The 22281-nt window shown below is 53.0% G+C and carries 21 protein-coding genes and 1 pseudogene; 10 read left to right on the forward strand and 12 right to left on the reverse strand.

Features of this window, described 5'->3' with window-relative positions:
- Positions 1 to 239: 239 nt before the first annotated feature.
- The 5 genes from cysG to tsgA all read right to left on the reverse strand — a co-directional run bounded on the left by cysG (position 240) and on the right by tsgA (position 6930).
- A complete protein-coding gene (gene cysG, locus NNN64_RS18295; RefSeq protein ID WP_048213540.1) occupies positions 240 to 1613 on the reverse strand; it encodes a siroheme synthase CysG in 1374 nt (457 codons plus the stop codon).
- A gap of 11 nt (positions 1614 to 1624) precedes the next feature.
- The gene (gene nirC / locus NNN64_RS18300; RefSeq protein ID WP_005121658.1) at positions 1625 to 2434 is read right to left on the reverse strand and encodes a nitrite transporter NirC; all 810 of its coding nucleotides are present in this window, start codon (positions 2432 to 2434) and stop codon (positions 1625 to 1627) included.
- Positions 2435 to 2576: 142 nt separating this feature from the next.
- On the reverse strand, positions 2577 to 2903 hold the full coding sequence (gene nirD / locus NNN64_RS18305) for a nitrite reductase small subunit NirD (RefSeq protein WP_045448391.1): 327 nt from the start codon (positions 2901 to 2903) through the stop codon (positions 2577 to 2579).
- Positions 2900 to 5443, reverse strand: a complete 2544-nt coding sequence (nirB, locus tag NNN64_RS18310) for an NADPH-nitrite reductase large subunit (protein ID WP_271442308.1) — start codon at positions 5441 to 5443, stop codon at positions 2900 to 2902. Before nirB ends, nirD begins: the two co-directional genes overlap by 4 nt.
- A gap of 305 nt (positions 5444 to 5748) precedes the next feature.
- Positions 5749 to 6930 carry an MFS transporter TsgA gene (gene tsgA / locus NNN64_RS18315; RefSeq protein ID WP_271442309.1) on the reverse strand — a complete coding sequence of 394 codons (1182 nt, stop codon included), beginning with the start codon at positions 6928 to 6930 and terminating at the stop codon, positions 5749 to 5751.
- Positions 6931 to 7196: 266 nt separating this feature from the next.
- Here tsgA and ppiA point away from each other — a divergent pair, with 266 nt between their 5' ends.
- The 5 genes from ppiA (at position 7197) to argD (ending at position 10533) form a co-directional block, all read left to right on the forward strand.
- Positions 7197 to 7769 carry a peptidylprolyl isomerase A gene (ppiA, locus tag NNN64_RS18320; protein WP_137381141.1) on the forward strand — a complete coding sequence of 191 codons (573 nt, stop codon included), beginning with the start codon at positions 7197 to 7199 and terminating at the stop codon, positions 7767 to 7769.
- Positions 7770 to 7875: 106 nt separating this feature from the next.
- Positions 7876 to 8043: a YhfG family protein gene (locus NNN64_RS18325; protein WP_137381140.1), complete on the forward strand. Its 168-nt coding sequence runs from the start codon at positions 7876 to 7878 to the stop codon at positions 8041 to 8043.
- Positions 8033 to 8635 carry a putative adenosine monophosphate-protein transferase Fic gene (locus NNN64_RS18330; protein ID WP_271442310.1) on the forward strand — a complete coding sequence of 201 codons (603 nt, stop codon included), beginning with the start codon at positions 8033 to 8035 and terminating at the stop codon, positions 8633 to 8635. The genes NNN64_RS18325 and NNN64_RS18330 overlap by 11 nt, the downstream gene beginning before the upstream one ends.
- A 31-nt stretch (positions 8636 to 8666) precedes the next feature.
- Entirely contained in the window at positions 8667 to 9230 is a 564-nt protein-coding gene (pabA, locus tag NNN64_RS18335) for an aminodeoxychorismate synthase component 2 (protein ID WP_271442311.1), read from the forward strand.
- Positions 9231 to 9315: 85 nt separating this feature from the next.
- Positions 9316 to 10533: a bifunctional acetylornithine/succinyldiaminopimelate transaminase gene (argD, locus tag NNN64_RS18340; protein ID WP_271442312.1), complete on the forward strand. Its 1218-nt coding sequence runs from the start codon at positions 9316 to 9318 to the stop codon at positions 10531 to 10533.
- 98 nt (positions 10534 to 10631) lie between these two features.
- Here argD and NNN64_RS18345 read toward each other — a convergent pair whose 3' ends face one another.
- The gene (locus NNN64_RS18345) at positions 10632 to 12719 is read right to left on the reverse strand and encodes a YccS/YhfK family putative transporter (RefSeq protein ID WP_271442322.1); all 2088 of its coding nucleotides are present in this window, start codon (positions 12717 to 12719) and stop codon (positions 10632 to 10634) included.
- A gap of 51 nt (positions 12720 to 12770) precedes the next feature.
- Complete coding sequence (gene crp / locus NNN64_RS18350; protein ID WP_000242758.1) at positions 12771 to 13403, reverse strand: cAMP-activated global transcriptional regulator CRP; 633 nt, start codon at positions 13401 to 13403, stop codon at positions 12771 to 12773.
- A 308-nt stretch (positions 13404 to 13711) separates the two neighbouring features.
- On the opposite strand from crp, the gene NNN64_RS18355 reads away from it, so the two are divergent.
- Positions 13712 to 14116: an OsmC family protein gene (locus NNN64_RS18355; protein ID WP_202037578.1), complete on the forward strand. Its 405-nt coding sequence runs from the start codon at positions 13712 to 13714 to the stop codon at positions 14114 to 14116.
- A gap of 98 nt (positions 14117 to 14214) precedes the next feature.
- Here NNN64_RS18355 and NNN64_RS18360 read toward each other — a convergent pair whose 3' ends face one another.
- The 4 genes and pseudogenes from NNN64_RS18360 to NNN64_RS18375 form a co-directional block, all read right to left on the reverse strand.
- A complete protein-coding gene (locus NNN64_RS18360; protein WP_008786301.1) occupies positions 14215 to 15084 on the reverse strand; it encodes a phosphoribulokinase in 870 nt (289 codons plus the stop codon).
- 53 nt (positions 15085 to 15137) lie between these two features.
- Positions 15138 to 15356 carry a YheU family protein gene (locus NNN64_RS18365; RefSeq protein WP_202037580.1) on the reverse strand — a complete coding sequence of 73 codons (219 nt, stop codon included), beginning with the start codon at positions 15354 to 15356 and terminating at the stop codon, positions 15138 to 15140.
- Positions 15353 to 16421 (reverse strand): annotated as a pseudogene (locus NNN64_RS18370) (hydrolase). The gene NNN64_RS18365 and the pseudogene NNN64_RS18370 overlap by 4 nt, the downstream one beginning before the upstream one ends.
- Before the next feature lie 174 nt (positions 16422 to 16595).
- Positions 16596 to 18497, reverse strand: a complete 1902-nt coding sequence (locus tag NNN64_RS18375; protein ID WP_271442314.1) for an ABC transporter ATP-binding protein — start codon at positions 18495 to 18497, stop codon at positions 16596 to 16598.
- Positions 18498 to 18629: 132 nt separating this feature from the next.
- Here NNN64_RS18375 and kefG point away from each other — a divergent pair, with 132 nt between their 5' ends.
- The 4 genes from kefG (at position 18630) to slyD (ending at position 21896) form a co-directional block, all read left to right on the forward strand.
- Positions 18630 to 19181, forward strand: a complete 552-nt coding sequence (gene kefG, locus NNN64_RS18380) for a glutathione-regulated potassium-efflux system ancillary protein KefG (RefSeq protein ID WP_271442323.1) — start codon at positions 18630 to 18632, stop codon at positions 19179 to 19181.
- Complete coding sequence (gene kefB, locus NNN64_RS18385; RefSeq protein ID WP_271442315.1) at positions 19181 to 20986, forward strand: glutathione-regulated potassium-efflux system protein KefB; 1806 nt, start codon at positions 19181 to 19183, stop codon at positions 20984 to 20986. Before kefG ends, kefB begins: the two co-directional genes overlap by 1 nt.
- Positions 20987 to 20995: 9 nt before the next feature.
- Complete coding sequence (locus NNN64_RS18390; protein ID WP_271442316.1) at positions 20996 to 21196, forward strand: YheV family putative zinc ribbon protein; 201 nt, start codon at positions 20996 to 20998, stop codon at positions 21194 to 21196.
- Positions 21197 to 21290: 94 nt separating this feature from the next.
- A complete protein-coding gene (slyD, locus tag NNN64_RS18395) occupies positions 21291 to 21896 on the forward strand; it encodes a peptidylprolyl isomerase (protein ID WP_003023634.1) in 606 nt (201 codons plus the stop codon).
- 112 nt (positions 21897 to 22008) lie between these two features.
- On the opposite strand, the gene NNN64_RS18400 is transcribed toward slyD, so the two are convergent.
- Positions 22009 to 22227 (reverse strand): protein SlyX, encoded by a 219-nt coding sequence (locus tag NNN64_RS18400; protein WP_003023639.1) that lies wholly within the window; start codon positions 22225 to 22227, stop codon positions 22009 to 22011.
- Between the last annotated feature and the right edge of the window lie 54 nt (positions 22228 to 22281).

Here is a 22281-nt window from a genome sequence, read left to right on the forward strand (position 1 = left end):
CTATTTATATATATGAAAAAAATGGAAAAAATCCATTTTCCGCCGGTGAAAATATCAAGTAATGGAACAGGGAGGTAGTCCAGATAAGGACTACCCAAAGACAAGGAAATATGCTTTAAAAAACAGGTGGGAAATAAAAACGGCAGTCAGGAAAGAGATTCCAGGACTGCCGTTTGTGTTAATTAGCGGAACGATTTCAGAACGGTATGCGGTTGGTTATTTCGCTGAGTTGTTGGGAATCAATGGTTAGAGAACCAGTTCAGCTTATCGCGTAATCCCACAACACGGCCCACGATAATCAGCGCCGGGCTTTCAACCTGTTTTGCCAGTTCACCGAGCTGTGTCAGCACACCGCTGACGACGCGCTGTGTTACAGCGGTACCATTCTCGACCAGGGCAACCGGCATATCGGCTTGCATTCCAAACTCGATGAGTTTTTCCTGAATCGTCGCCGCCTGATTCAATCCCATGTAGAACACCAACGTTTGTTTCTCTGCCGCCAGGTTTTCCCAGTCCAGTTCACCGCCTGTTTTCAGGTGTCCGGTAACCAGACGAACGCTCTGCGCATAATCGCGATGGGTCAGTGGGATACCGGAGTAAGCAGAACAACCAGAAGCCGCGGTAATGCCTGGCACGACAGAGAATGGAATACCGGCATGACACAGGGTTTCCAGCTCTTCACCACCGCGTCCAAAGATGAATGGGTCACCGCCTTTCAGTCGCACTACGCGTTTACCTTGTTGCGCTTCACGCAGCAGGATCTGGTTGATCTCTTCCTGCGGTACGCAGTGATAACCCGCACGTTTGCCTACGAACACACGGTCTGCGTCGCGACGCACGAGGTTCATGATATCGTCGGAAACCAGACGGTCATACACCACAACATCAGCTTGCTGGATCTGCTGTAGCCCTTTCAGAGTTAGCAGCCCGGCATCACCAGGACCGGCACCGACCAATACCACTTCACCCCGGTGATCCAGCGGTTCGCTGAGCAACTGCTCAGTGGTTTCCTCTACAGCTTGCTGATCGTTGTTCGCCAGCGACTGCGCCAGGCGGTCATTAACAAACAATTTTTCCCAGAAGCGGCGACGTTCACCCATGCTGGCAAACTGCTTTTTCACGCGGGAGCGCAGTTGCCCGGCATATTGTGCGACCTGGCCCAGATGCTGCGGCAACACGGATTCGAGCCTTTCACGCAGCAGGCGGGCAAGAACAGGGGATGTACCGCCTGAGGAGACCGCCACCATCAGCGGAGAGCGGTCGATAATTGAGGGCATGATGAAACTGGCCGCTTTTGGCGCATCGACCACGTTACAGAAAATACGGCGTGTCTCTGCGGCGTTGCTGACGCTAAGGTTAACGGCATCGTCATCAGTAGCGGCGATAGCCAGCCAGCAAGAGTCGAGCAGGGCTTCATCGAATGGCCCCTCAACCAGCGTCAGCATGCCTTCATTTGCCCATACGGTGAACTGCGGAATAAACGCCAGTGCATTGACTGTTAAACGGGCGCCAGCTTCCAGCAGTAACCGCGCTTTGCGTTCTGCGACATCACCACCGCCGACGATCAAGCAGTCGCGGTCACGTAGTTGACAAAATATAGGCAAATGATCCACGACATTACCCCTTAATTATTGGCAGCAGCCTCTGGCTGATTGATTTTTGCCGGAGCCGGACGCTCCGATTTTGGCGTAGCATACCAATAACCCAATCCCATGAATACGACACCGGACAAAGTATTACCTAGTGTCACCCACAGAAGGTTATGACCAATTCCGGACAGGGTATAGGCCTCGCTGTGATGGCCGAACCAGGAAAGGGCAAACAGCGTCATATTGGCTACGGAGTGTTCATAGCCGGACGCGATAAACGCCAGCAGACACCACCAGATGGCAAGGAACTTCGCCGCGCCTTCGGTGCGGATTGCCATCCAGATTGCCAGGCAAACCAACCAGTTACACAGGGCGCCTTTAAAGAACAGTACTGTTGCAGGTGCGGTGGTTTTCGCCAGCGCGACCGTATGCACGATGCTGGTATCGACCGGCAACAGACTGCCACCGCCCCAACTGTATAACAGAGCGACAAACACAGAGCCCACGAGGTTGCCGAGCCAGGTTTGTGGCAGAATCGCCCACATTTGACCGTGGCTGATGGTGCCCGCTTTAACGCCGAGCGTGAGAAACATCGTGTGACCGGTGAACAGTTCTGAACCGGCGATAATCACCAGCGTTAAGGCAATACCAAAGGTTGCACCCATTACCAAAGGACGTACGGACGGATCGAGTAAATTACCGAGAGTAAAAATAAGAATGATGCCGAGCCCAACGTAGGCCCCTGCCATTGCTGAGCTGACCCAGAATCCGAGTGGATTATTTGCCGACAGGCGTGCGATGCGCGCAGCGTTAGCCGCACACTTATTAATAGTGTCTGTGAACATGTGTTGATTATCCTTGAAGTACAAAAATAAAAAGAAATCGTAACCGTAGGCCTGATAGCGGCATAAATGCCTTATCAGGCCTACCAATAAAAGACCTACAAATACGTCAAAAAAGGGAGGCGTTGCGCCTCCCAAAAATAAGTTAACCGCGCAGTTGCACCATGCCGTCTTTCACTCGGGCTTCGTAATGCTTCACGGAAAACTGTTCGTCTTCCATGCACAGACCGTCGCTTAAGCGAAAACGCTGTTTTTTGAGCGGACTGGCGACCCACAGCTCACCCTGATGTTCAGCAATCAACCCACGCGACAGTACGCTGGACTCAAAGAATGGGTCGATATTGCTGATCGCAAACACCTGATCACTGTGATACGGGCGAAAAATAGCAACCTGCTCAGTACCTAACAGGGCGCAGACGCCTGTCGCAGGCAGAATGTCATCGATTTTGCAGATGTTTTTCCACTGGCTCATGCGTTTTCCTCCACCAGAGTCACCGGAATACGCTCATAAGGCGTAGCCGGACGATGTTGTTCGCGCTCAGGGACAACCTGAACATTCGGATCGCGTTTATCGCTGTTGATAAAGTGTTTGAAACGAACCTGCGCGGACGGCGTGTTGACCGTTTCTGTCCACTCACACACTACCGCTTCACGCAGACGGGCCATCTCTTCTTCCAGATGCTGGTTCAGGCCCAGTTTGTCGTCGATGATGACGGACTTCAGATACTCGATACCGCCTTCCAGGTTATCTAACCACGGTGCAGTACGGGTCAGTTTGTCCGCAGTACGGATATAGAACATCATAAAGCGGTCAAGATACTTGAGCAGCGTTTCACGATCGACATCGGCCGCCAGCAGGTCTGCATGACGAGGTTTCATCCCGCCGTTACCACAAACGTACAGGTTCCAGCCTTTCTCGGTGGCGATGATACCGACGTCTTTACCCTGGGCTTCCGCACATTCGCGGGTACAGCCAGAAACACCAAACTTCATCTTGTGCGGTGTACGAATGCCCTTGTAGCGGTTTTCCAGCTCGACGCCGAAGCCAACGCTATCGCCAACACCATAACGGCACCAGGTGCTGCCTACACAGGTTTTCGCCATACGTAGCGCTTTGGCGTATGCATGACCCGTTTCGAAACCGGCTTCAATCAACTGACGCCAGATTTCCGGCAGATCATCTTTTTGTGCGCCGAACAGCCCAATACGCTGGGAGCCGGTGATCTTGGTGTACAGGTTAAACTCACGGGCGATACGGCCTACGGCCACCAGGCCTTCTGGTGTAATTTCTCCCCCTGCAGAACGCGGGATCACGGAATAGGTGCCGTCTTTCTGGATGTTCGCCAGGAAGTTGTCGTTAGTGTCCTGCAGCGGGGTATGCTGTGGTTTAAGAATGTATTCATTCCAGCAGGAGGCCAGCAGGGAGCCGACGGTGGGTTTACACACTTCGCAGCCGTAACCTTTACCGTGTTTAGCCAGCAATTCTTCGAAGGTTTTAATGCCTTCTACGCGGATCAGGTGGAACAGTTCCTGACGTGAATACGGGAAGTGTTCACACAGGTTGTTATTCACTTCGATACCCTGCTTCGCCATTTCGGCGTTCAGGACCTGCGTTACCAGCGGGATACAACCGCCGCAGCCAGTACCGGCTTTGGTTTCGGCTTTGAGCGCCGCAACGGTGTGGCAACCTTTGTTGATAGCGGCAATCAGCATGCCTTTAGTGACGTCGAAGCAGGAACAAATCTGCGCGCTGTCCGGGAGTTTATCCACGCCGATTGATGGTTTACCGCTGCCTGCGTGCGCTGGCAGAATCAGCGAGTCCGGGTTTTCCGGCAGCTCGATGGCGTTCAGCACCAGCTGTAGCAGGTTGCCGTAATCGCTGGTATCACCGACCAGAACCGCACCCAACAGGGTTTTGTTATCTTCACTCACGATGAGGCGTTTGTAGACTTCTTTGCTTTCATCGAGGTAGACATAGCTACGGGCACCCGGTGTGCGCGCGTGCGCGTCGCCAATTCCGCCAACATCTACGCCGAGCAACTTCAGTTTGGCGCTGAGATCCGCACCTTCGAAAGCGTTTTCAGTTTCGAGGATATGATCCACGGCGACCTGGGCCATTTTGTAACCCGGCGCGACCAGACCATATACGCGGTTGTTCCAGCTGGCGCATTCGCCAATCGCATAGATATCCGGGTCAGATGTCTGGCAGCTGTCGTTAATGACAATGCCGCCGCGCGGAGCGACGTCCAGACCGCACTGGGTTGCCAGTTTGTCGCGTGGGCGAATACCGGTGGAGAAGACGATGAAATCAACTTCCAGCTCGCTGCCGTCGGCAAAACGCATGGTTTTGCGCGCTTCGGTGCCTTCCTGGACGATCTCTTTGGTGTTCTTGCTGGTGTGCACCCGCACGCCCATGCTTTCAATTTTGCGACGTAACTGCTCGCCACCCATATGATCCAGCTGTTCAGCCATCAGCATGGGGGCGAATTCAATCACGTGGGTTTCCACGCCCAGGCTTTTCAGCGCTCCGGCGGCTTCCAGACCTAACAGGCCACCACCGACGACGGCACCGCGTTTGCTACGGCGGGCGCAAGCCTCAATGGCGTTGAGATCTTCGATGGTACGGTAAACGAAGCAGTCCTGGGTTTCGGAACCTTTAATCGGTGGGATCCACGGATAGGAGCCGGTCGCCATGATCAGCTTGTCGTAATAGACCGTACGGCCCGCGCTGGAGTGGATTACCTTCTCCTGGCGGTTGATGGTAATTGCACGTTCACCGACTAACACCTTAACGCCATGCTTCTCATAGAACCCTTCACGCACCAGAGAAAGCTCTTCAGCGGTGTGGTGAGAGAAGTAGGATGACAGGTGTACGCGGTCGTACGCTTTGCGGGGTTCTTCACAGAAGACGGTAATATCAAAATTGGCAGCGTCGGATTTATCAAGAAGATCCTCAATAAAGCGATGGCCGACCATACCATTACCGATAATAGCGAGTCTGACTTTGCTCATTTTTGCCTCGATTTCTTTTCTATTACTGCCTACCTTAACGATTCAGCAACCGCGCTTATTGATACAAATCAAATTCGGCCTTATATACTCCTTAAGGGGTATATAGCTGATTTGTCAGCATTTTTATAAGTGACGGAATTGACAGGCTTTTCATATTTGTACAATTAGCATACAAATTAAGGGGTTTTAGTGTGTTTGGGCCGACATCGCCAGCGAAAGAAGAGGGTATGAGAATAGGCCGGATGGCGCAGACACCATCCGGCAGTGTGTAGGCCGGGCAAGCGAAGCGCCCTCCGGCACTGAGATTAATGCGTTGCTGGCGCGTTATGCAGGCGATGACGCGTGACGAACCCAAGGATAAAGCACATCACGAACACCACGGCATACAGTCCGTTCGCAGTCTGTAATGCGGCTAATGGGCCACTGTGCGCCACGATAGGACCGGTGACGACGAAGGTGAGCATGGTACCAATGGTGCCGCAGGTCAGCACAAAGTTAACCAGTTTAGGTGAGGCAACTTTGGTCTGCTGAGAACCAAGGGTAATAATGGTGGTATAAATCGCGCTGGAGAAGAAGCCCAGCGTCAGAATGAACCACGGCATATGCTCTGGCGTACCGGTGATGAACAGATACATCAGCACGGTGGCCAGTCCCGCCAGTACGGTCAGAATACGCTGCAAATCGAAGAAACGCAGAATAAAGCTAAACGCCCACATGCCGACCATGTAAGACATCCAGAAGTCACTAACCAGTTTACCGGCATCGTTCAGGCTCATGCCCAGGCTCTTGGCGTATTCCGGAACCCAGGAGATAAAACCAAGCTGACCGAGGATGTAACACAGCGCCGCAATCGCCAGGAACAGCACGCCAATGCCCCATTTTTCTTTCACGACCGGTGCGTCTGACTGTTGTGCATGTTTGCCCAGCGCCGGGAATTCGCAGCCGAAGGTCAGCAGGAAAATGGCGACATACACCAGGCCGATACAAGCATAGACCCAGTACCATTCAATGCTGCGCGCGAGCAGAAAGGCCGCAACCATGGGGAAAATCATGCCCGCCATGCTGAAGAAGGAGTCGGTAAACAGCAGGCGGGAGCCACGCTGGCGACCTTCATACATCTGGGTCACCAGGAACGTACCAATCGACATGGTGATACCACTCACCAGTCCCAGCACAAACATTGCCGCAGAGAACAACGCCAGGCTATGGCTGAGCATCAGCCCGGCGATTGCCAATACCATCAGGATGAAGCCAAAACGCAATTGCGTTTTCAGCGGCACGATTTCCATCAGCCAGGCATTCAGAAAAATAGAGATCAGGATACCTGCGTTCAGAAAGGTGAAGGTGTTACTCATGCTGGAAACGGGCAAATGGAAATAATCCGCGATGTTTCCCATCACCATCCCGGTGACAATTACCAACGCACCTGTCAGGGCGTAGGAGAGAAAGCTAATCCATGTGAGCTTAATGCGATTGCTGTTAGTCATGACTGGCCTGTATAGAAGTGTAAGGCGCATTAACGGCGCCGTGAGCGGGCAGATTTTAGGCGTTTTAGTGATGTATTTAAATATTTTTTGGTAATTACTGAGCCTGTTACATTTTTGTATGTGATCGTGATCACATTGGTATTTACGGCTATGAGGTTACATTTGTTTCAAGTACGTAAAATTAGGTAAAGGGATGGCCTTGTTCATGAAGGCTCTTTAGAATCAATCCACTTGCTTTAGTTTCTGCTCTCGTTTAAGGAAATCTCATGCTCAAATCGACTCTGGCGGCTGTTGCAGCTGTTTTCGCTCTTTCTGCTATCTCTCCCGCAGCGCTGGCAGCGAAAGGGGATCCGCACGTTCTGCTGACAACCTCTGCCGGTAACATTGAACTGGAACTGAACAGCCAGAAAGCCCCGGTTTCAGTGCAAAACTTTGTCGATTATGTCAACAGCGGTTTCTATAACAACACCACGTTCCACCGTGTGATCCCGGGATTTATGGTGCAGGGTGGTGGGTTTAACGAGCAGATGCAGCAGAAAAAACCTAACCCGCCAATCAAGAATGAAGCGGATAACGGGCTGCGTAACACCCGAGGCACGATCGCTATGGCGCGTACTGCGGATAAAGACAGTGCGACCAGCCAGTTTTTTATCAACATTGCGGACAATGCATTCCTCGATCATGGCCAGCGTGACTTTGGTTACGCCGTGTTCGGTAAAGTTGTGAAAGGTATGGATGTTGCGGACAAGATTGCGCAGGTACAGACCCACGATGTCGGTCCTTACCAGAATGTTCCGTCAAAACCGATTGTTATCCTTTCCGCTAAAGTCCTGCCGTAAGCCTATTTTGCGCGGGTAGTCCCTGCCCGCGTTCTCCCCCTTCTCTGCGTAACCCGAAATTGCTGCTTATACTTGTGGCAAGTGTCGGCTCATTCAGGGAGGTCACGTGAAAAAACTCACCGATAAACAAAAGTCCAGGCTCTGGGCGCAACTGCGAAATGCCAATTTCCAGGCAAGCCGGCGACTGGAAGGCGTGGATATTCCACGGGTTACTCTGAGCGCTGAAGACGCCCTGGCGCGTCTTGAAGAATTGCGGAGGCACTATGAGCGATAAATTCGGTGATGGACGTGACCCCTATTTGTATCCTGGTTTGAACGTCATGCGTAACCGGCTGGGGGTTCATCAGGCGCAGCGTCTGGCGCAGGCAGCTTATGAATTGACGGCACTGCGTGCTGCCACAATTGAACTGGGGCCGTTAGTTCGTGGTTTACCCTACCTGTGTGCTATTCATCGCCAACTTTATCAGGATATTTTCGATTGGGCTGGCAAGCTACGCGAAGTAGATATTTATCAGGGCGACACACCTTTCTGCCATTTTGCCTGGATAGAGAAAGAGGGCAACGTGCTGATGCAGGATCTGGAAGAAGAGTCCTGGCTGGTGGGACTGTCGGAAGAAAAGTTTGTGGAGCGACTCGCACACTACTACTGTGAAATTAACGTGCTGCACCCGTTTCGCATCGGCAGTGGTCTGGCGCAGCGTATTTTCTTCGAACAGTTGGCGATTCATGCCGGGTATATACTCAACTGGGAGGGCATCCAGGTTGAGGAGTGGAACCAGGCAAATCAAAGCGGTGCCATGGGCGACCTGACCGCCCTGCAGGCGATATTTCGTAAAGTGGTAAGCGAAGCCCTGGAAACTGAGTAGAATAGCGCGGTTCTTCTGTACCGGAGCCGCCATGATCCTGCTTATCGATAACTACGATTCTTTTACCTGGAACCTGTATCAATACTTCTGCGAACTGGGCGCAGATGTCATTGTCAGACGCAACGACGCGCTGACGCTGGCGCAAATTGATGCGCTGAATCCGCAGAAAATCATCATTTCCCCAGGCCCCTGTACGCCGGATGATGCGGGCATCTCGCTGGATGTCATTCGTCATTATGCGGGTAAGATCCCTATGCTGGGCGTTTGTCTGGGCCATCAGGCGATGGCACAAGCCTTTGGCGCGACCGTCGTGCGGGCGGCGAAAGTGATGCACGGTAAGACTTCACCCATTACGCATACCGGGCAAGGTGTTTTTCAGGGATTGGCAAACCCGCTAACGGTGACGCGCTACCATTCGTTGGTGGTCGCACCTGAGACGTTGCCTGAGTGCTTTGAAGTGACAGCGTGGAGTGAAACGCAGGAGATTATGGGCATTCGTCATCGGGATTGGGATGTGGAAGGGGTGCAATTTCACCCGGAGAGCATCCTCAGCGATCAGGGGCATCAGTTGCTGGCTAATTTCCTTAACCGGTGATTTATGGTTGCTATTCAGTGATTTTTTATTCATATTTTGTGATTATAATTTCACTAGCATTTCTGCTTAACAGGGTGGTAATGACATGGCAACTGAACAAACTGCAATTACGCGCGCGACATTCGATGAAGTAATTCTGCCGATTTATGCACCGGCAGAGTTTATCCCGGTAAAAGGAAAAGGGAGTCGAGTCTGGGATCAGCAGGGCAAAGAGTACGTTGATTTCGCGGGCGGCATTGCAGTGACCGCGTTAGGGCATTGCCATCCGGCACTGGTCGAGGCATTAAAAACCCAGGGCGAAACTCTGTGGCACACCAGTAACGTTTTCACCAACGAACCGGCGTTGCGCTTAGGCCGTAAAATCATCGATGCGACCTTTGCTGAACGCGTGCTGTTCATGAACTCCGGCACCGAAGCTAACGAAACCGCCTTTAAGCTGGCGCGCCATTACGCTTGTGTGCGCCATAGCCCATTCAAAACTAAAATCATCGCCTTCCATAATGCGTTTCACGGTCGTTCGCTGTTTACCGTCTCTGTCGGTGGGCAACCGAAATATTCCGACGGCTTTGGACCAAAGCCCGCGGATATCATCCATGTACCGTTTAACGATCTGCATGCCGTAAAAGCGGTGATGGATGATCATACCTGTGCGGTGGTGGTTGAGCCTATTCAGGGTGAGGGAGGGGTTACCGCTGCCACGTCAGAATTCCTGCAGGGGCTGCGCGAACTGTGTGATCAACATCAGGCGCTGCTGGTGTTTGATGAAGTGCAGTGTGGGATGGGGCGTACCGGTGACCTGTTTGCGTATATGCACTACGGCGTGACGCCGGATATCCTGACCAGTGCTAAAGCGCTTGGCGGTGGATTCCCGGTGAGCGCGGTACTGACGACGCTGGAGATAGCCTCCGCGTTCCATGTTGGCTCGCACGGTTCGACTTACGGCGGTAACCCGCTGGCCTGCGCGGTTGCGGGAGCGGCGTTCGATATCATCAACACCCCGGAAGTGCTGGAAGGTATTCAGGCCAAACGCCATGCCTTTGTGCAGCATTTGCAGAAAATTGATCAGCAGTTTGACATTTTCAGTGATATTCGCGGCATGGGACTGTTGATTGGCGCTGAGTTGAAGCCGCAGTTTAAAGGCCGGGCGCGTGATTTCCTCTACGCTGCTGCGCACGAAGGGGTGATGGTGCTAAACGCCGGGCCAGACGTGATGCGTTTTGCACCGTCGCTGGTGGTAGAGCAGGCGGATATCGATGAAGGGATGCAGCGCTTCGCGCAGGCGGTAGCGAAGGTGGTGGGCTGATTGGTTGATTGCCGGATGCGCTACGCTTATCCGGCCTACGAATCACACCTTACTCGGTGGGCCGGATAAAGCGTTTACGCCGCCCTCCGGCAAATATCTTAACCTTTCATATCCCGCAACCGCCTGCTAAGCCAGATACCGTGGTGCGGTCGCTGGCGCCAGGCAACAGAAGAGATGGTGTGCATGGTGTTAAGGTGCCCCAGTATTCGTTGTAGATGCTGCTCAAGCGTACTTAATGGGCCGTGTGAGAGCATCTCTGGTGATTCGAGAATATTCACATCACCAGAACTTCCCGGTCCGTCATATTCCAGCCGCTGTTGACAGCGCTGGAGTGCAATTTCGCAGGATTCCAGATATCGCTGCGCCAGATCCGGCGTCAACATCGTGTGCTCCCTTGCCAGGGTAGTCATTGCATTGATGTGCTCGACGATGAACTGGCTGTGTGTAACCCACAGTTTCATATCTGCCAGATAGTGCGAGTTAAACCCAGGTTCCTGCATGGCCTGGTTTAATGAGTTAAACAGCGTGTTTTGCGCCTGATTGACCCGCATGCGCTGATACGCCAACGGCGTGGCCTGCGGATCGTTGCTGAGGATGAGACGGATGGCTTCTTGATCTGCTCCTAGTGCATCGTGAGCGTTCTTACGTAGTAAACCACTCTGCCATTGCGGCCACAGCCAGAGCGTACCGCCAAAGGCGATCAAACAGCCGATCACGGTGTCGACAAACCGGGGCACGATAAACTGTTCCCCGTTCAACGTGAGTAACTGTAGGGTATATACCGCTGTGACCGTAAAGCCCACGGTGGCCCAGCCGTAGTTTTTACGGATGATCAGATAGCTCACCAGGGTTATCAGCAGCATAGCTGCCAGCGTAAAGCCCTCAGGAATATGAAAGTGCAACGTGACGCCGGCAATGACCAGTCCGACAAGCGTGCCCACCGAGCGGTGTAAAATACGCACCCGGGTTGCGCCGTAGCCATTTTGCGTGACGAACAGTATCGTCATCAGGATCCAGTAAGGTTTTGGCAGGTGTAAAGCGCTACCCATTAGGCTTGCAATACTCAACATGACGCTGATGCGTCCGGCGTTACGCAGCGCCGGAGATTTCAACGACAAATAGTTTTTCAGTGCAGGAATTAACGGTAATCGACGCTGTTTATCAGCCATCAAATCCCGGGCATACAGTGGGCGTTGGGTACGCAGCACGCGGGCAATGCGGCTGAAATGCCAGTAGCAAAATTGTCCCACCGGATTATCCGGGTGCTGCCGGGCAATCTTCTCCAGGGTGCCGATCTGCTTTTCCATCGAAAAACGCGTCGGCAAGCGGTGATACAAAATGTCATCGGCCAGTACGCGTAGACGTTCCGCAACGGTGCGAGCATTCCAGCGAATCACCTGTTCAGCATGACTACGTTCAACCAGTTTCTGCACTTCTTCGGGTTGATGCAGGCTGACGGAAATATGCTCCTGTAAATCCAGCGCTTCCTGGAAAACACGTAGCAAGCGTTTGTATTCATTATTGTGATGTGCCGACAGCATGTGCATTTGCTGGTAGCACTGGGTAATCAGATCCACGGCTTTCTGTTGACGGACCAGCAGGGGCGGTAGCGCTTTTTCGGGATCGGCATGCTGGGTCAACATGCTGTATTTGGCCTCACAGTAATCGGCTAATTCGCGGTACAACAAACTGAGTGATTCGCGCAGCGGTTGTTCACGCCACATCCAGAACCAGAACCAGTTAAACAGGCCGTACCATACTGTCCCCAGCGCGTAGATCAGCAATGGCTCCCAGACGGGCATGTTCCCGGCCAGACTCAGTGTGAAAATCGCCGCGATCAGTGAGGCGGGCAGAAGTCGTGCATGCAACGGGCTTAGCTCAGCAGTCACACCGAGAATCAGCGTCAGGCCGGTGAGGATCAGCGGCAGCGGTATAGTCTGTGCCAGCAGTAACTGCATTATCAGGCTGCAGCCGGCAAACAGCGACGCGCCAATCACTAAGCGTTTGAAAAAGCGCTTATGTGGGGTATCAAGACCCGCAATATTGCAACAGGCAGGGACGAGGGAGAACAACAGTCCCAGATGAAGCTGACCAATGATAAGACCGACAGCCACAGGTAAACATAGCACCAGCGTCTGTCGTAGTGCGTAGTTGATCTCGGGGTGATAAATCAGTCTTCGCCACATCGGAGCAAACAAAAATGGCGCATTACTACGTAACACGCCATGTCGATGGGATTAACGCGTGCCGTAGACGACGATGGTCTTACCATGTGCGGAGATCAGGTTCTGATCTTCCAGCATCTTCAGGATACGACCAACGGTTTCACGGGAACAGCCAACGATCTGGCCAATTTCCTGACGGGTGATTTTAATCTGCATGCCATCCGGGTGGGTCATCGCGTCAGGCTGTTTCGCCAGATTCAGCAGGGTCTGGGCGATACGACCGGTTACGTCGAGGAAGGCAAGGTTGCCCACTTTTTCAGACGTTACCTGCAGACGACGAGCCATCTGAGAAGACAGACGCATCAGAATATCTGGGTTGACCTGGATTAATTGGCGAAATTTTTTGTAGGAAATTTCAGCGACTTCACATGCGGTTTTGGCACGTACCCAGGCGCTACGTTCCTGGCCTTCTTCGAAGAGGCCTAATTCACCAATAAAATCGCCCTGATTCAGATAAGAGAGGATCATTTCTTTCCCTTCTTCATCTTTGATCAGCACTGCCACTGAGCCTTTAACGATGTAATACAACGTTTCCGCTTTTTCACCCTGGTGAATCAGCGTGCTCTTCGATGGGTACTTATGAATATGGCAATGAGACAAGAACCATTCGAGAGTCGGGTCTGTTTGCGGTTTGCCAAGCACCATGCGCGGTTATCCTCTGTTATAAGCTGTCTCCAGAGCCAGAACACGACGCTGTCTCTGGGGTTGCAAAAATGTGCTTCCCGCTACCTGGGAAGGGGGCTGCTAAAAATAGATTGCAGCCTGTAATGTGATGTCCTCTGCATACATGCAGTACGTCAATGTATTACTGTAGCATCCCGACTGTTTTAGCATAGCTTTCGCCGTGTGTCTCCTGGTGTCTCGCTTCAGCATGACGCAGGTCGCCTTCCATTGCGAGAATTGTTATGTACGCGTAATCTGTCAGGAAAATTGAAACATTGGAGTTACGAAATATGCAAGCGCGTGTAAAGTGGGTTGAGGGGTTAACCTTCCTCGGTGAGTCCGCCTCAGGCCACCAAATTTTGATGGACGGTAACTCTGGTGATAAAGCGCCGAGCCCGATGGAGATGGTATTAATGGCGGCAGGGGGGTGTAGCGCCATTGATGTCGTGTCCATTCTGCAAAAGGGACGCCAGGATGTCACCAACTGCGAAGTGAAGCTCACCTCTGAGCGCCGTGAAGAAGCACCGCGTCTGTTTACCCACATCAATCTGCATTTCATCGTGACGGGTCGCGACCTGAAAGATGCGTCTGTGTCTCGGGCGGTTGATCTTTCTGCTGAGAAATATTGCTCCGTGGCGTTGATGCTGGAAAAAGCGGTGAATATCACCCATTCCTACGAAGTGATTGCTGCTTAACATATGATGCCGGATGGCGGCGTAGCCTTATCCGGCCTACATAACGATACCGACTCGTAGGCCCGATAAGCGTAGCGCCATCGGGCACATCCCATACATCACTCTATCTTTTTACCTTCCATCAGCCTCTGTACCAATGGCAGCATGATCAATTCCATCGCCAGCCCCATCTTGCCGCCCGGCACGACTAATGTATTGATATGGGAAATGAATGAACCCTGCAGCATAGCCAGCAGCCAGGGATAATCGATGCCTTCCAGATTACGAAAATGAATCACTACAAAGCTCTCATCCAGTGACGGAATACTCTTTGCCGCAAAGGGGTTGGAGGTGTCGACGGTGGGCACTCGCTGGAAGTTAATATGCGTGCGGGAAAACTGCGGCGTAATGTAATTGATATAATCGTCCATTGAACGAACGACCGAGTCCATTACCGCTTCACGTGAATGCCCGCGTTCGCTGGTATCGCGGGTGAGTTTCTGGATCCACTCCAGGTTCACAATAGGGACAACACCCACAAGCAGATCGACATGCCGCGCCACATTTTGTTGTGGTGTAACGACGCCGCCGTGCAATCCTTCATAGAACAGTACATCAGTCGGTTCAGGAAGCGGTTGCCATGGGGTGAATGTGCCCGGAACCTGGTTCCATGGAACGGCTTCATCATAGGTATGCAGATATTTACGCGACTGTCCTTTTCCCGTCTGGCCGTACTCAATGAAGGTTTGTTCGAGCAGGCCAAAGTCATTCGCTTCAGGGCCGAAGTAGCTGATGTGTCGTCCGGCGTCGCGCGCTTTGCGGATCGCCATATCCATTTCCGGGCGGGTATAACGATGAAAACTGTCACCTTCCACCTCGGCGGCACGCAGATTTAACTGTGCGAAAATTTTACGAAACGCGAGGCTGGTGGTGGTGGTCCCCGCGCCACTGGATCCTGTTACCGCAATCACCGGATGTTTGGCAGACATAACAACTCCATAAATAGGTTGGTTTTTTATTATAGTCAGCCGTCGGCAGCGGATTACTCGTGAAGCTGTTTCCTCGGCATTATGTTGACCGTTTCATGCAGTTCGGACCACACCAGCACAGCTTCACCTGATTGTAGTTGGCGTTTGACGTCGGCGACTTTTTGTTCGAGCGAGCGTTCATGTTCACCATAATCGGTGCCTTCGCGCAAGACAAAGCTTTCAATCAGGTTATCCAGTGCGTCCGGGGAGATGTCTTGCCAGGGAATCATCATGATGATGCCTCCAGATATGTTGTCAGCCAGTCTGGAATACGCGATTCCAGCCACATCTCAGGGCGACGTAACGTGCCACCAATAAATCCGACGTGTCCACCGTGCTCGGTGAGTTGATACTCCACCTGTGGGGGCAGATTCTCGGGTTGTGGGATGACATGGCTATCCATAAACGGATCGTCTTTGGCGTGGATAATCAGCGTCGGTTTGGCGATCCGATTCAACAGTGGCATGGCGCTGCACTGACGATAGTAATCTATAGCATCAGCAAAACCGTGGATTTTAGCCGTGATCAAATCGTCGAAATCGCGAATACGACGCAGGGATTTTAATTGCGCGAGGCTCACTGGCAGCGACCCCGGATACGCTTCCAGTTTCCGTGAGGCGTTGGCTTTCAGCAGATTGAGCAGGTAGCGCTGGTAGACGCGGGAGAAACCCTTCTCCATGTGATAACTACACGCTTCCAGCACAAACGGTGCAGAGACGATAACTGCCGCATCAATGGGGATCGTGTTCCCTTCTTTCGCCAGCAGGCAGGCCAGCATATTCCCACCGAGCGAATAACCTACTGCAGCGGTTGGAACGCGTCCAAACTCGCGATCCAGCCAGTTTAAAAACCAGGTGCCATCTTCTGTTTCACCAGAGTGATAAATACGATTCAGGCGATTTGGCTCGCCGCTACAGCCACGAAAATGCATCACTACACCGAGCCAGCCGCGCTTTTGCGCCGCTTCAATCAGGCCATGCGCGTACGGACTGTTCAGGCTTCCTTCCAGACCGTGAAAAACCACCAGGCGCGGCTTATGTTTGGCCTGCTGTGGATCTTCGCTCCATGCCAGGTCGACAAAGTCACCATCGGGTAATTCCAGACGCTGCCAATGGGCATCGAACTTCACCTTACGGCGTATTAAACGCGGCAGCATCGTCTGTAGATGACGGTTACTGATACCACGCATCGGGCGGAATTCTCGCGAATCGTCGGTAGGTGGGGTCATTTCTGTGGATGTGATTTCAACCATAACACCAGAGCAATTAATAATCGGAAAGAATAACTATACCGCGCACAGCGCGTGCGGGTTAGCCAATATGTGATTTTGTCGCTAGTCAGTCAGCAGGTTACGCGAGCCTGGAGCGCAACTACGGGCCGAACCATAGGCCTGATAAGACGCGCGAACGTCGCCATCAGGCATTATCAACTCCGACGCCGGATGGCGGTTTCGCCTTATCCGGCAATCAGGGCTACTCGGCCAGCATCTGCTCAAGCTGTTCCTGCGCATCCAGCCAGGCCATCTCACACTCTTCCAGCCCGGACTTCGCGCTTGCCTGTTGTTGCAGGCATGCCGTGAGCTCAGCTTTACGACTTTGGTCGTACAGTTCGCTATCACCGAGCTTCTCTTCAGCCTGTGCCAGCTGTGCGTGTAGCTTCTCCATCTCTTTTTCCAGACGGGTAATCTCTTTACGCAGCGGTTGTGTCAGGCTGCGTAGCTCGGCTTCGCGGCGTTTCTGGTCCTTACGCGCTTGGGCGCTGTTAACGCTCTCTTTTGCTGGTTCGTCGCTCTGATTTTCTTGTTTTTGCACGTCGCTCAGCCATTGCTGGTAATCTTCCAGATCGCCATCAAACGGCTCGACTTTTTTGTCGTGTACCAGGTAGAGATCATCGGTGGTGGAGCGAATCAAGTGGCGATCGTGTGATACCACAACCAGTGCACCTTCGAAATCGATTAGCGCTTCGGTCAGTGCCTGGCGCATGTCCAGATCCAGGTGGTTGGTCGGTTCATCAAGCAGCAGCAGGTTCGGGCGCTGCCAGACGATCAGTGCCAACACCAGACGTGCTTTTTCACCGCCGGAGAAACGTCGGGTTTCTTCGCTGACTTTATCGCCCTGGAAGCCGAATCCACCAAGATAATCACGCAGTTTCTGTTCGAGCTCTTGTGGAGCCATACGTGCCAGGTGCTGAATGGGGGATTCATCAGCGCGCAAAAATTCCAGTTGATGCTGTGCGAAGTAACCCAGTTTGATGCCCTTCGCCAGACCAATTTCGCCACTGATAGGGGCCAGTTCGCCGGCCAGCAGCTTGATCAGCGTTGATTTACCCGCACCGTTGCGGCCTAACAGGCCAATGCGGGAACCCGGCACCAGATTCAGTTTGATGGAATCGAGGATTGTGCGATCACCGTAGCCAGCACTCACTTTTTCCATCTTCAGCAGCGGGTTTGGCAGGCTTTCCGGCTCACGGAAGCTGAAGTGGAACGGGTTGTCCACGTGCGCTGGGGCAATCAGCTCCATGCGTTCCAGCATTTTGATACGGCTCTGTGCCTGCTTCGCTTTCGTTGCTTTAGCGCGGAAACGATCGATATAGCTTTGCAGATGCGCCACGCGCTCTTGCTGGCTTTCGTACATCGCTTGTTGTTGTGCAAGGCGGGTCGCACGCTGGATTTCAAACGCGCTGTAGTTGCCGGTGTACTCGAACATGGTTTGCTGTTCGATATGAATAATTTTATCCACCACCGGATCGAGGAAGTCACGGTCATGGGAGATCAATATCAGCGTGCCCTGGTAGCTTTTCAACCATCTTTCCAGCCAGATTACCGCGTCGAGATCGAGGTGGTTGGTGGGTTCATCAAGCAGTAGCAAATCTGAACGGCAAATCAGCGCCTGGGCCAGATTGAGACGCATACGCCAGCCACCAGAGAAATCGCTGACCGGGCGCTCTAGCTGCTCGTTAGAGAAACCGAGACCGTGCAGCAGGCTGGCCGCGCGTGAGCGCACGGTCCAGGCATCGATGGCATCCAGTTTGCCATGGGCGGTGGCAATAGCGTGCCCATCGTTACGTTCGTTGGCATCGTTTAACTGTGCTTCCAGTTGACGATATTCGCGGTCGCCATCAATCACGTATTCCAGCGCAGGTTGTGGTAGCGCTGGCGTTTCCTGATTCACCCATGCGAGTTGCCAGTTTCCCGGGAACGTAAATCCGCCGGCGTCTGCGCTGATTTCATTTTTCAGCAATGCCAGCAGGGTAGATTTACCGCAGCCATTTTTACCCACCAGGCCAACCTTCTGCCCAGGATTAATGGTGGCCGTGGCATTGTCCAGCAAGACGCGCACGCCGCGACGAATTTGTAACGATGAGAAAACAATCATAAGGCGCCGTATGTTCAGACTATGTTAATTTATCATTATGATAATGTAATGTGTGGGCCATTTGCCGCACCGAGGCGCAATGGTAGCCCAAAACGCCGAAAATAGACAAAAGACAAAACCGGGAGGGGGATGATGTCCCAGCCAGCGAAAGTGTTGCTGCTGTATGCCCATCCGGAATCTCAGGACTCGGTCGCGAACCGGGTTCTGCTTAAACCGGCCATGCAGCTCAATAATGTTACCGTGCACGATCTTTACGCGCACTATCCTGATTTTTTTATCGATATTTCGCACGAGCAGGAATTGCTGCGTGAGCATGACGTGATTGTTTTTCAGCATCCACTCTATACCTATAGCTGCCCGGCCCTGCTAAAGGAGTGGCTTGACCGCGTACTGAGCCGCGGGTTTGCCAGTGGCCCCGGAGGGAACCAACTGGCGGGAAAGTACTGGCGGAGTGTGATCACCACTGGTGAGCCGGAAAGTGCGTATCGGTATGACGCGCTGAACCGCTATCCGATGAGTGATGTGTTACGTCCTTTTGAGCTGACGGCAGGAATGTGCCGGATGCACTGGATGAGTCCCATCATCGTTTACTGGGCCAGACGGCAAACGAAGCAGGAGCTGGACAGCCATGCTAAAGCGTATGGTGACTGGCTGGCGAATCCGATTCCTGTGGGAGGCCGCTGATGGAAGGTTCTGATTTATTGACGGCGGGAGTGCTGTTCCTCTTCGCGGCGGTGGCTGCGGTGCCGTTGGCATCGCGGCTGGGTATTGGGCCGGTGTTGGGCTATTTGCTGGCGGGGATCGCTATTGGCCCATGGGGACTTGGCTTCATCAGCGATGTGGATGAAATTCTGCACTTCTCTGAGCTGGGCGTGGTCTTCCTGATGTTCATCATCGGGCTGGAACTTAACCCGGCTAAACTATGGCAATTGCGGCGTTCAATTTTTGGTGTCGGTGCCGCGCAGGTGTTACTTAGCGCGCTTGTCCTGGCAGGGTTATTGATGCTCACTGACTTTTCCTGGCAGGCTGCGGTAGTCGGTGGGATTGGTTTGGCGATGTCATCGACGGCAATGGCGTTACAACTGATGCGGGAAAAAGGGATGAACCGCAGTGAATCCGGACAACTGGGCTTTTCAGTGCTGTTGTTCCAGGATTTGGCGGTGATCCCCGCGTTGGCGCTGGTTCCGCTGTTAGCAGGATCAGCCGATGAGCATTTTGACTGGATCAAAGTGGGCATGAAGGTGTTGGCTTTTGCTGGCATGTTGATTGGCGGACGCTATCTGCTGCGTCCTGTCTTTCGCTTTATTGCGGGGTCCGGTGTGCGGGAAGTGTTTACCGCGGCCACGTTGTTGCTGGTATTGGGCTCTGCGTTATTTATGGATGCGCTGGGCCTGTCGATGGCGCTGGGAACGTTTATCGCTGGCGTGCTGCTGGCGGAAAGCGAATATCGACATGAACTGGAAACGGCGATTGATCCCTTTAAAGGGCTTTTGCTCGGGTTATTTTTCATCTCGGTGGGGATGTCACTTAACCTTGGCGTGCTTTATACCCATATTTTGTGGGTAGTGGCGAGCGTGATGGTACTGGTCATCGTGAAGACGCTGGTGCTCTATGTGTTGGCGCGGCTGAACGGCATGAGAAGCTCGGAGCGGATGCAATTTGCGGGGGTGCTAAGCCAGGGCGGAGAATTTGCCTTCGTGCTTTTTTCAACGGCATCTTCCCAGCGGCTGTTTCAGGGCGATCAAATGGCACTTTTGCTGGTAACCGTCACGCTGTCGATGATGACCACGCCACTGTTGATGAAGCTGATTGATAAATGGCTCTCTCGCCAGTTCAACGGCCCGGATGAGGAAGATGAACAGCCCTGGGTGGAAGACGATAAGCCGCAGGTTATCGTGGTGGGGTTTGGGCGTTTTGGTCAGGTGATCGGCCGTTTGCTGATGGCGAACAAAATGCGTATTACCGTACTGGAGCGGGATATCAGTGCGGTGAATCTGATGCGTAAATATGGCTATAAAGTCTATTACGGTGACGCCACGCAGGTGGAGCTTTTACGTTCCGCTGGCGCAGAGGCGGCGCAGTCTATTGTGATTACCTGCAATGAACCTGAAGACACGATGAAGCTGGTGGAACTGTGCCAACAACATTTTCCGCATTTGCATATTCTTGCGCGAGCGCGCGGACGTGTAGAGGCGCATGAGTTATTACAGGCAGGTGTCACGCAGTTTTCCCGTGAAACCTTCTCGAGCGCACTGGAACTGGGGCGCAAAGCGCTGGTGTCGTTGGGGATGCATCCGCATCAGGCGCAGCGCGCCCAGCTACATTTTCGTCGACTCGATATGCGCATGCTACGGGAATTGATCCCGATGCATACCGATACGGTGCAAATCTCTCGTGCCAGAGAGGCCCGGCGTGAGCTGGAGGAGATTTTCCAGCGGGAGATGCAGAAAGAACGGCGCCAGTTGGATGGCTGGGATGAATTTGAGTAGAGGATAACCATGGCAATTCGTAAACGTTTTATTGCAGGCGCAAAATGTCCGACCTGCCAGGCGCAGGATTCGCTGGCGATGTGGCGTGAAAATAATATCGATATTGTTGAGTGTGTTAAGTGCGGTCATCAGATGCGGGAAGCAGATAAAGAGGCGCGCGAGCACGTTCGCAAAGAAGAGCAAGTGATCGGGATTTTTCATCCGGACTAGCGATATGGCGCAGCTTTTTTTAAGCTAGAGGGTACACGGGTGCAGAATTCCGCTACAATCTGCGCCACTATTCTTTCCATGCTCAGGAGATATCATGAAAGTAGCAAAGGACCTGGTGGTCAGCCTGGCCTATCAGGTACGTACAGAAGACGGTGTGTTGGTTGATGAGTCTCCGGTGAGTGCACCGCTGGACTACCTGCATGGTCACGGTTCCCTGATTTCTGGCCTGGAAACAGCGCTGGACGGTCATGAAGTTGGCGACAAATTCGATGTTGCTGTTGGCGCAAACGACGCATACGGTCAGTACGACGAAAACCTGGTGCAGCGCGTTCCTAAAGACGTCTTCATGGGCGTTGACGAACTGCAGGTTGGCATGCGTTTCCTGGCTGAAACTGACCAGGGTCCAGTACCGGTAGAAATTACCGAAGTGGAAGACGACCACGTTGTGGTTGACGGTAACCACATGCTGGCTGGCCAGAACCTGAAATTCAACGTAGAAGTTGTTGCTATCCGTGAAGCGACCGAAGAAGAGCTGGCCCATGGCCACGTTCACGGTGCGCATGGCCATGACCACGATCATGACCACGGTCACGATGGTTGCTGCGGTGGTCACGGTCACGACCATGGTCACGAGCACGGTGGCGAAGGCTGCTGCGGCGGTGGCGGTAAAGGTAACGGCGGCGGCTGCGGTTGCCACTAATCGGTATGATTGCCTGATGGCGCTACGCTTATCAGGCCGACCGTAGGCCGGATAAGACGTTTACGTCGTCATCCGGCACAAAAAAGCGGGGAAACCCCGCTTTTTTTACGCCTCAATAATGTGGCGGTGGCGTCTCTTCAGACTGCGACGCGATATGAGACGGCTGAGTGGCTTTGAGCTTTTCTGTCAGCAGACGCAGATGGTCGCGCAGTTTGGCCATTTCCAGTTCATGCGCGGTCACCGTTACGTTCAGCTCTTCAATGGTTATTTCCTGAAACGCCAGGCGACTCTCCAGCTCAGCCAGGCGAGTTTCCATCGTTGTATCCTGCATGATTCACCTCTTCTGTTTTTCTCCGGCAGATCGCGGACTGCGGCGAATTCTACT

It is taken from the genome of Citrobacter sp. Igbk 14 (assembly GCF_028069825.1).
GTDB lineage: Bacteria > Pseudomonadota > Gammaproteobacteria > Enterobacterales > Enterobacteriaceae > Citrobacter.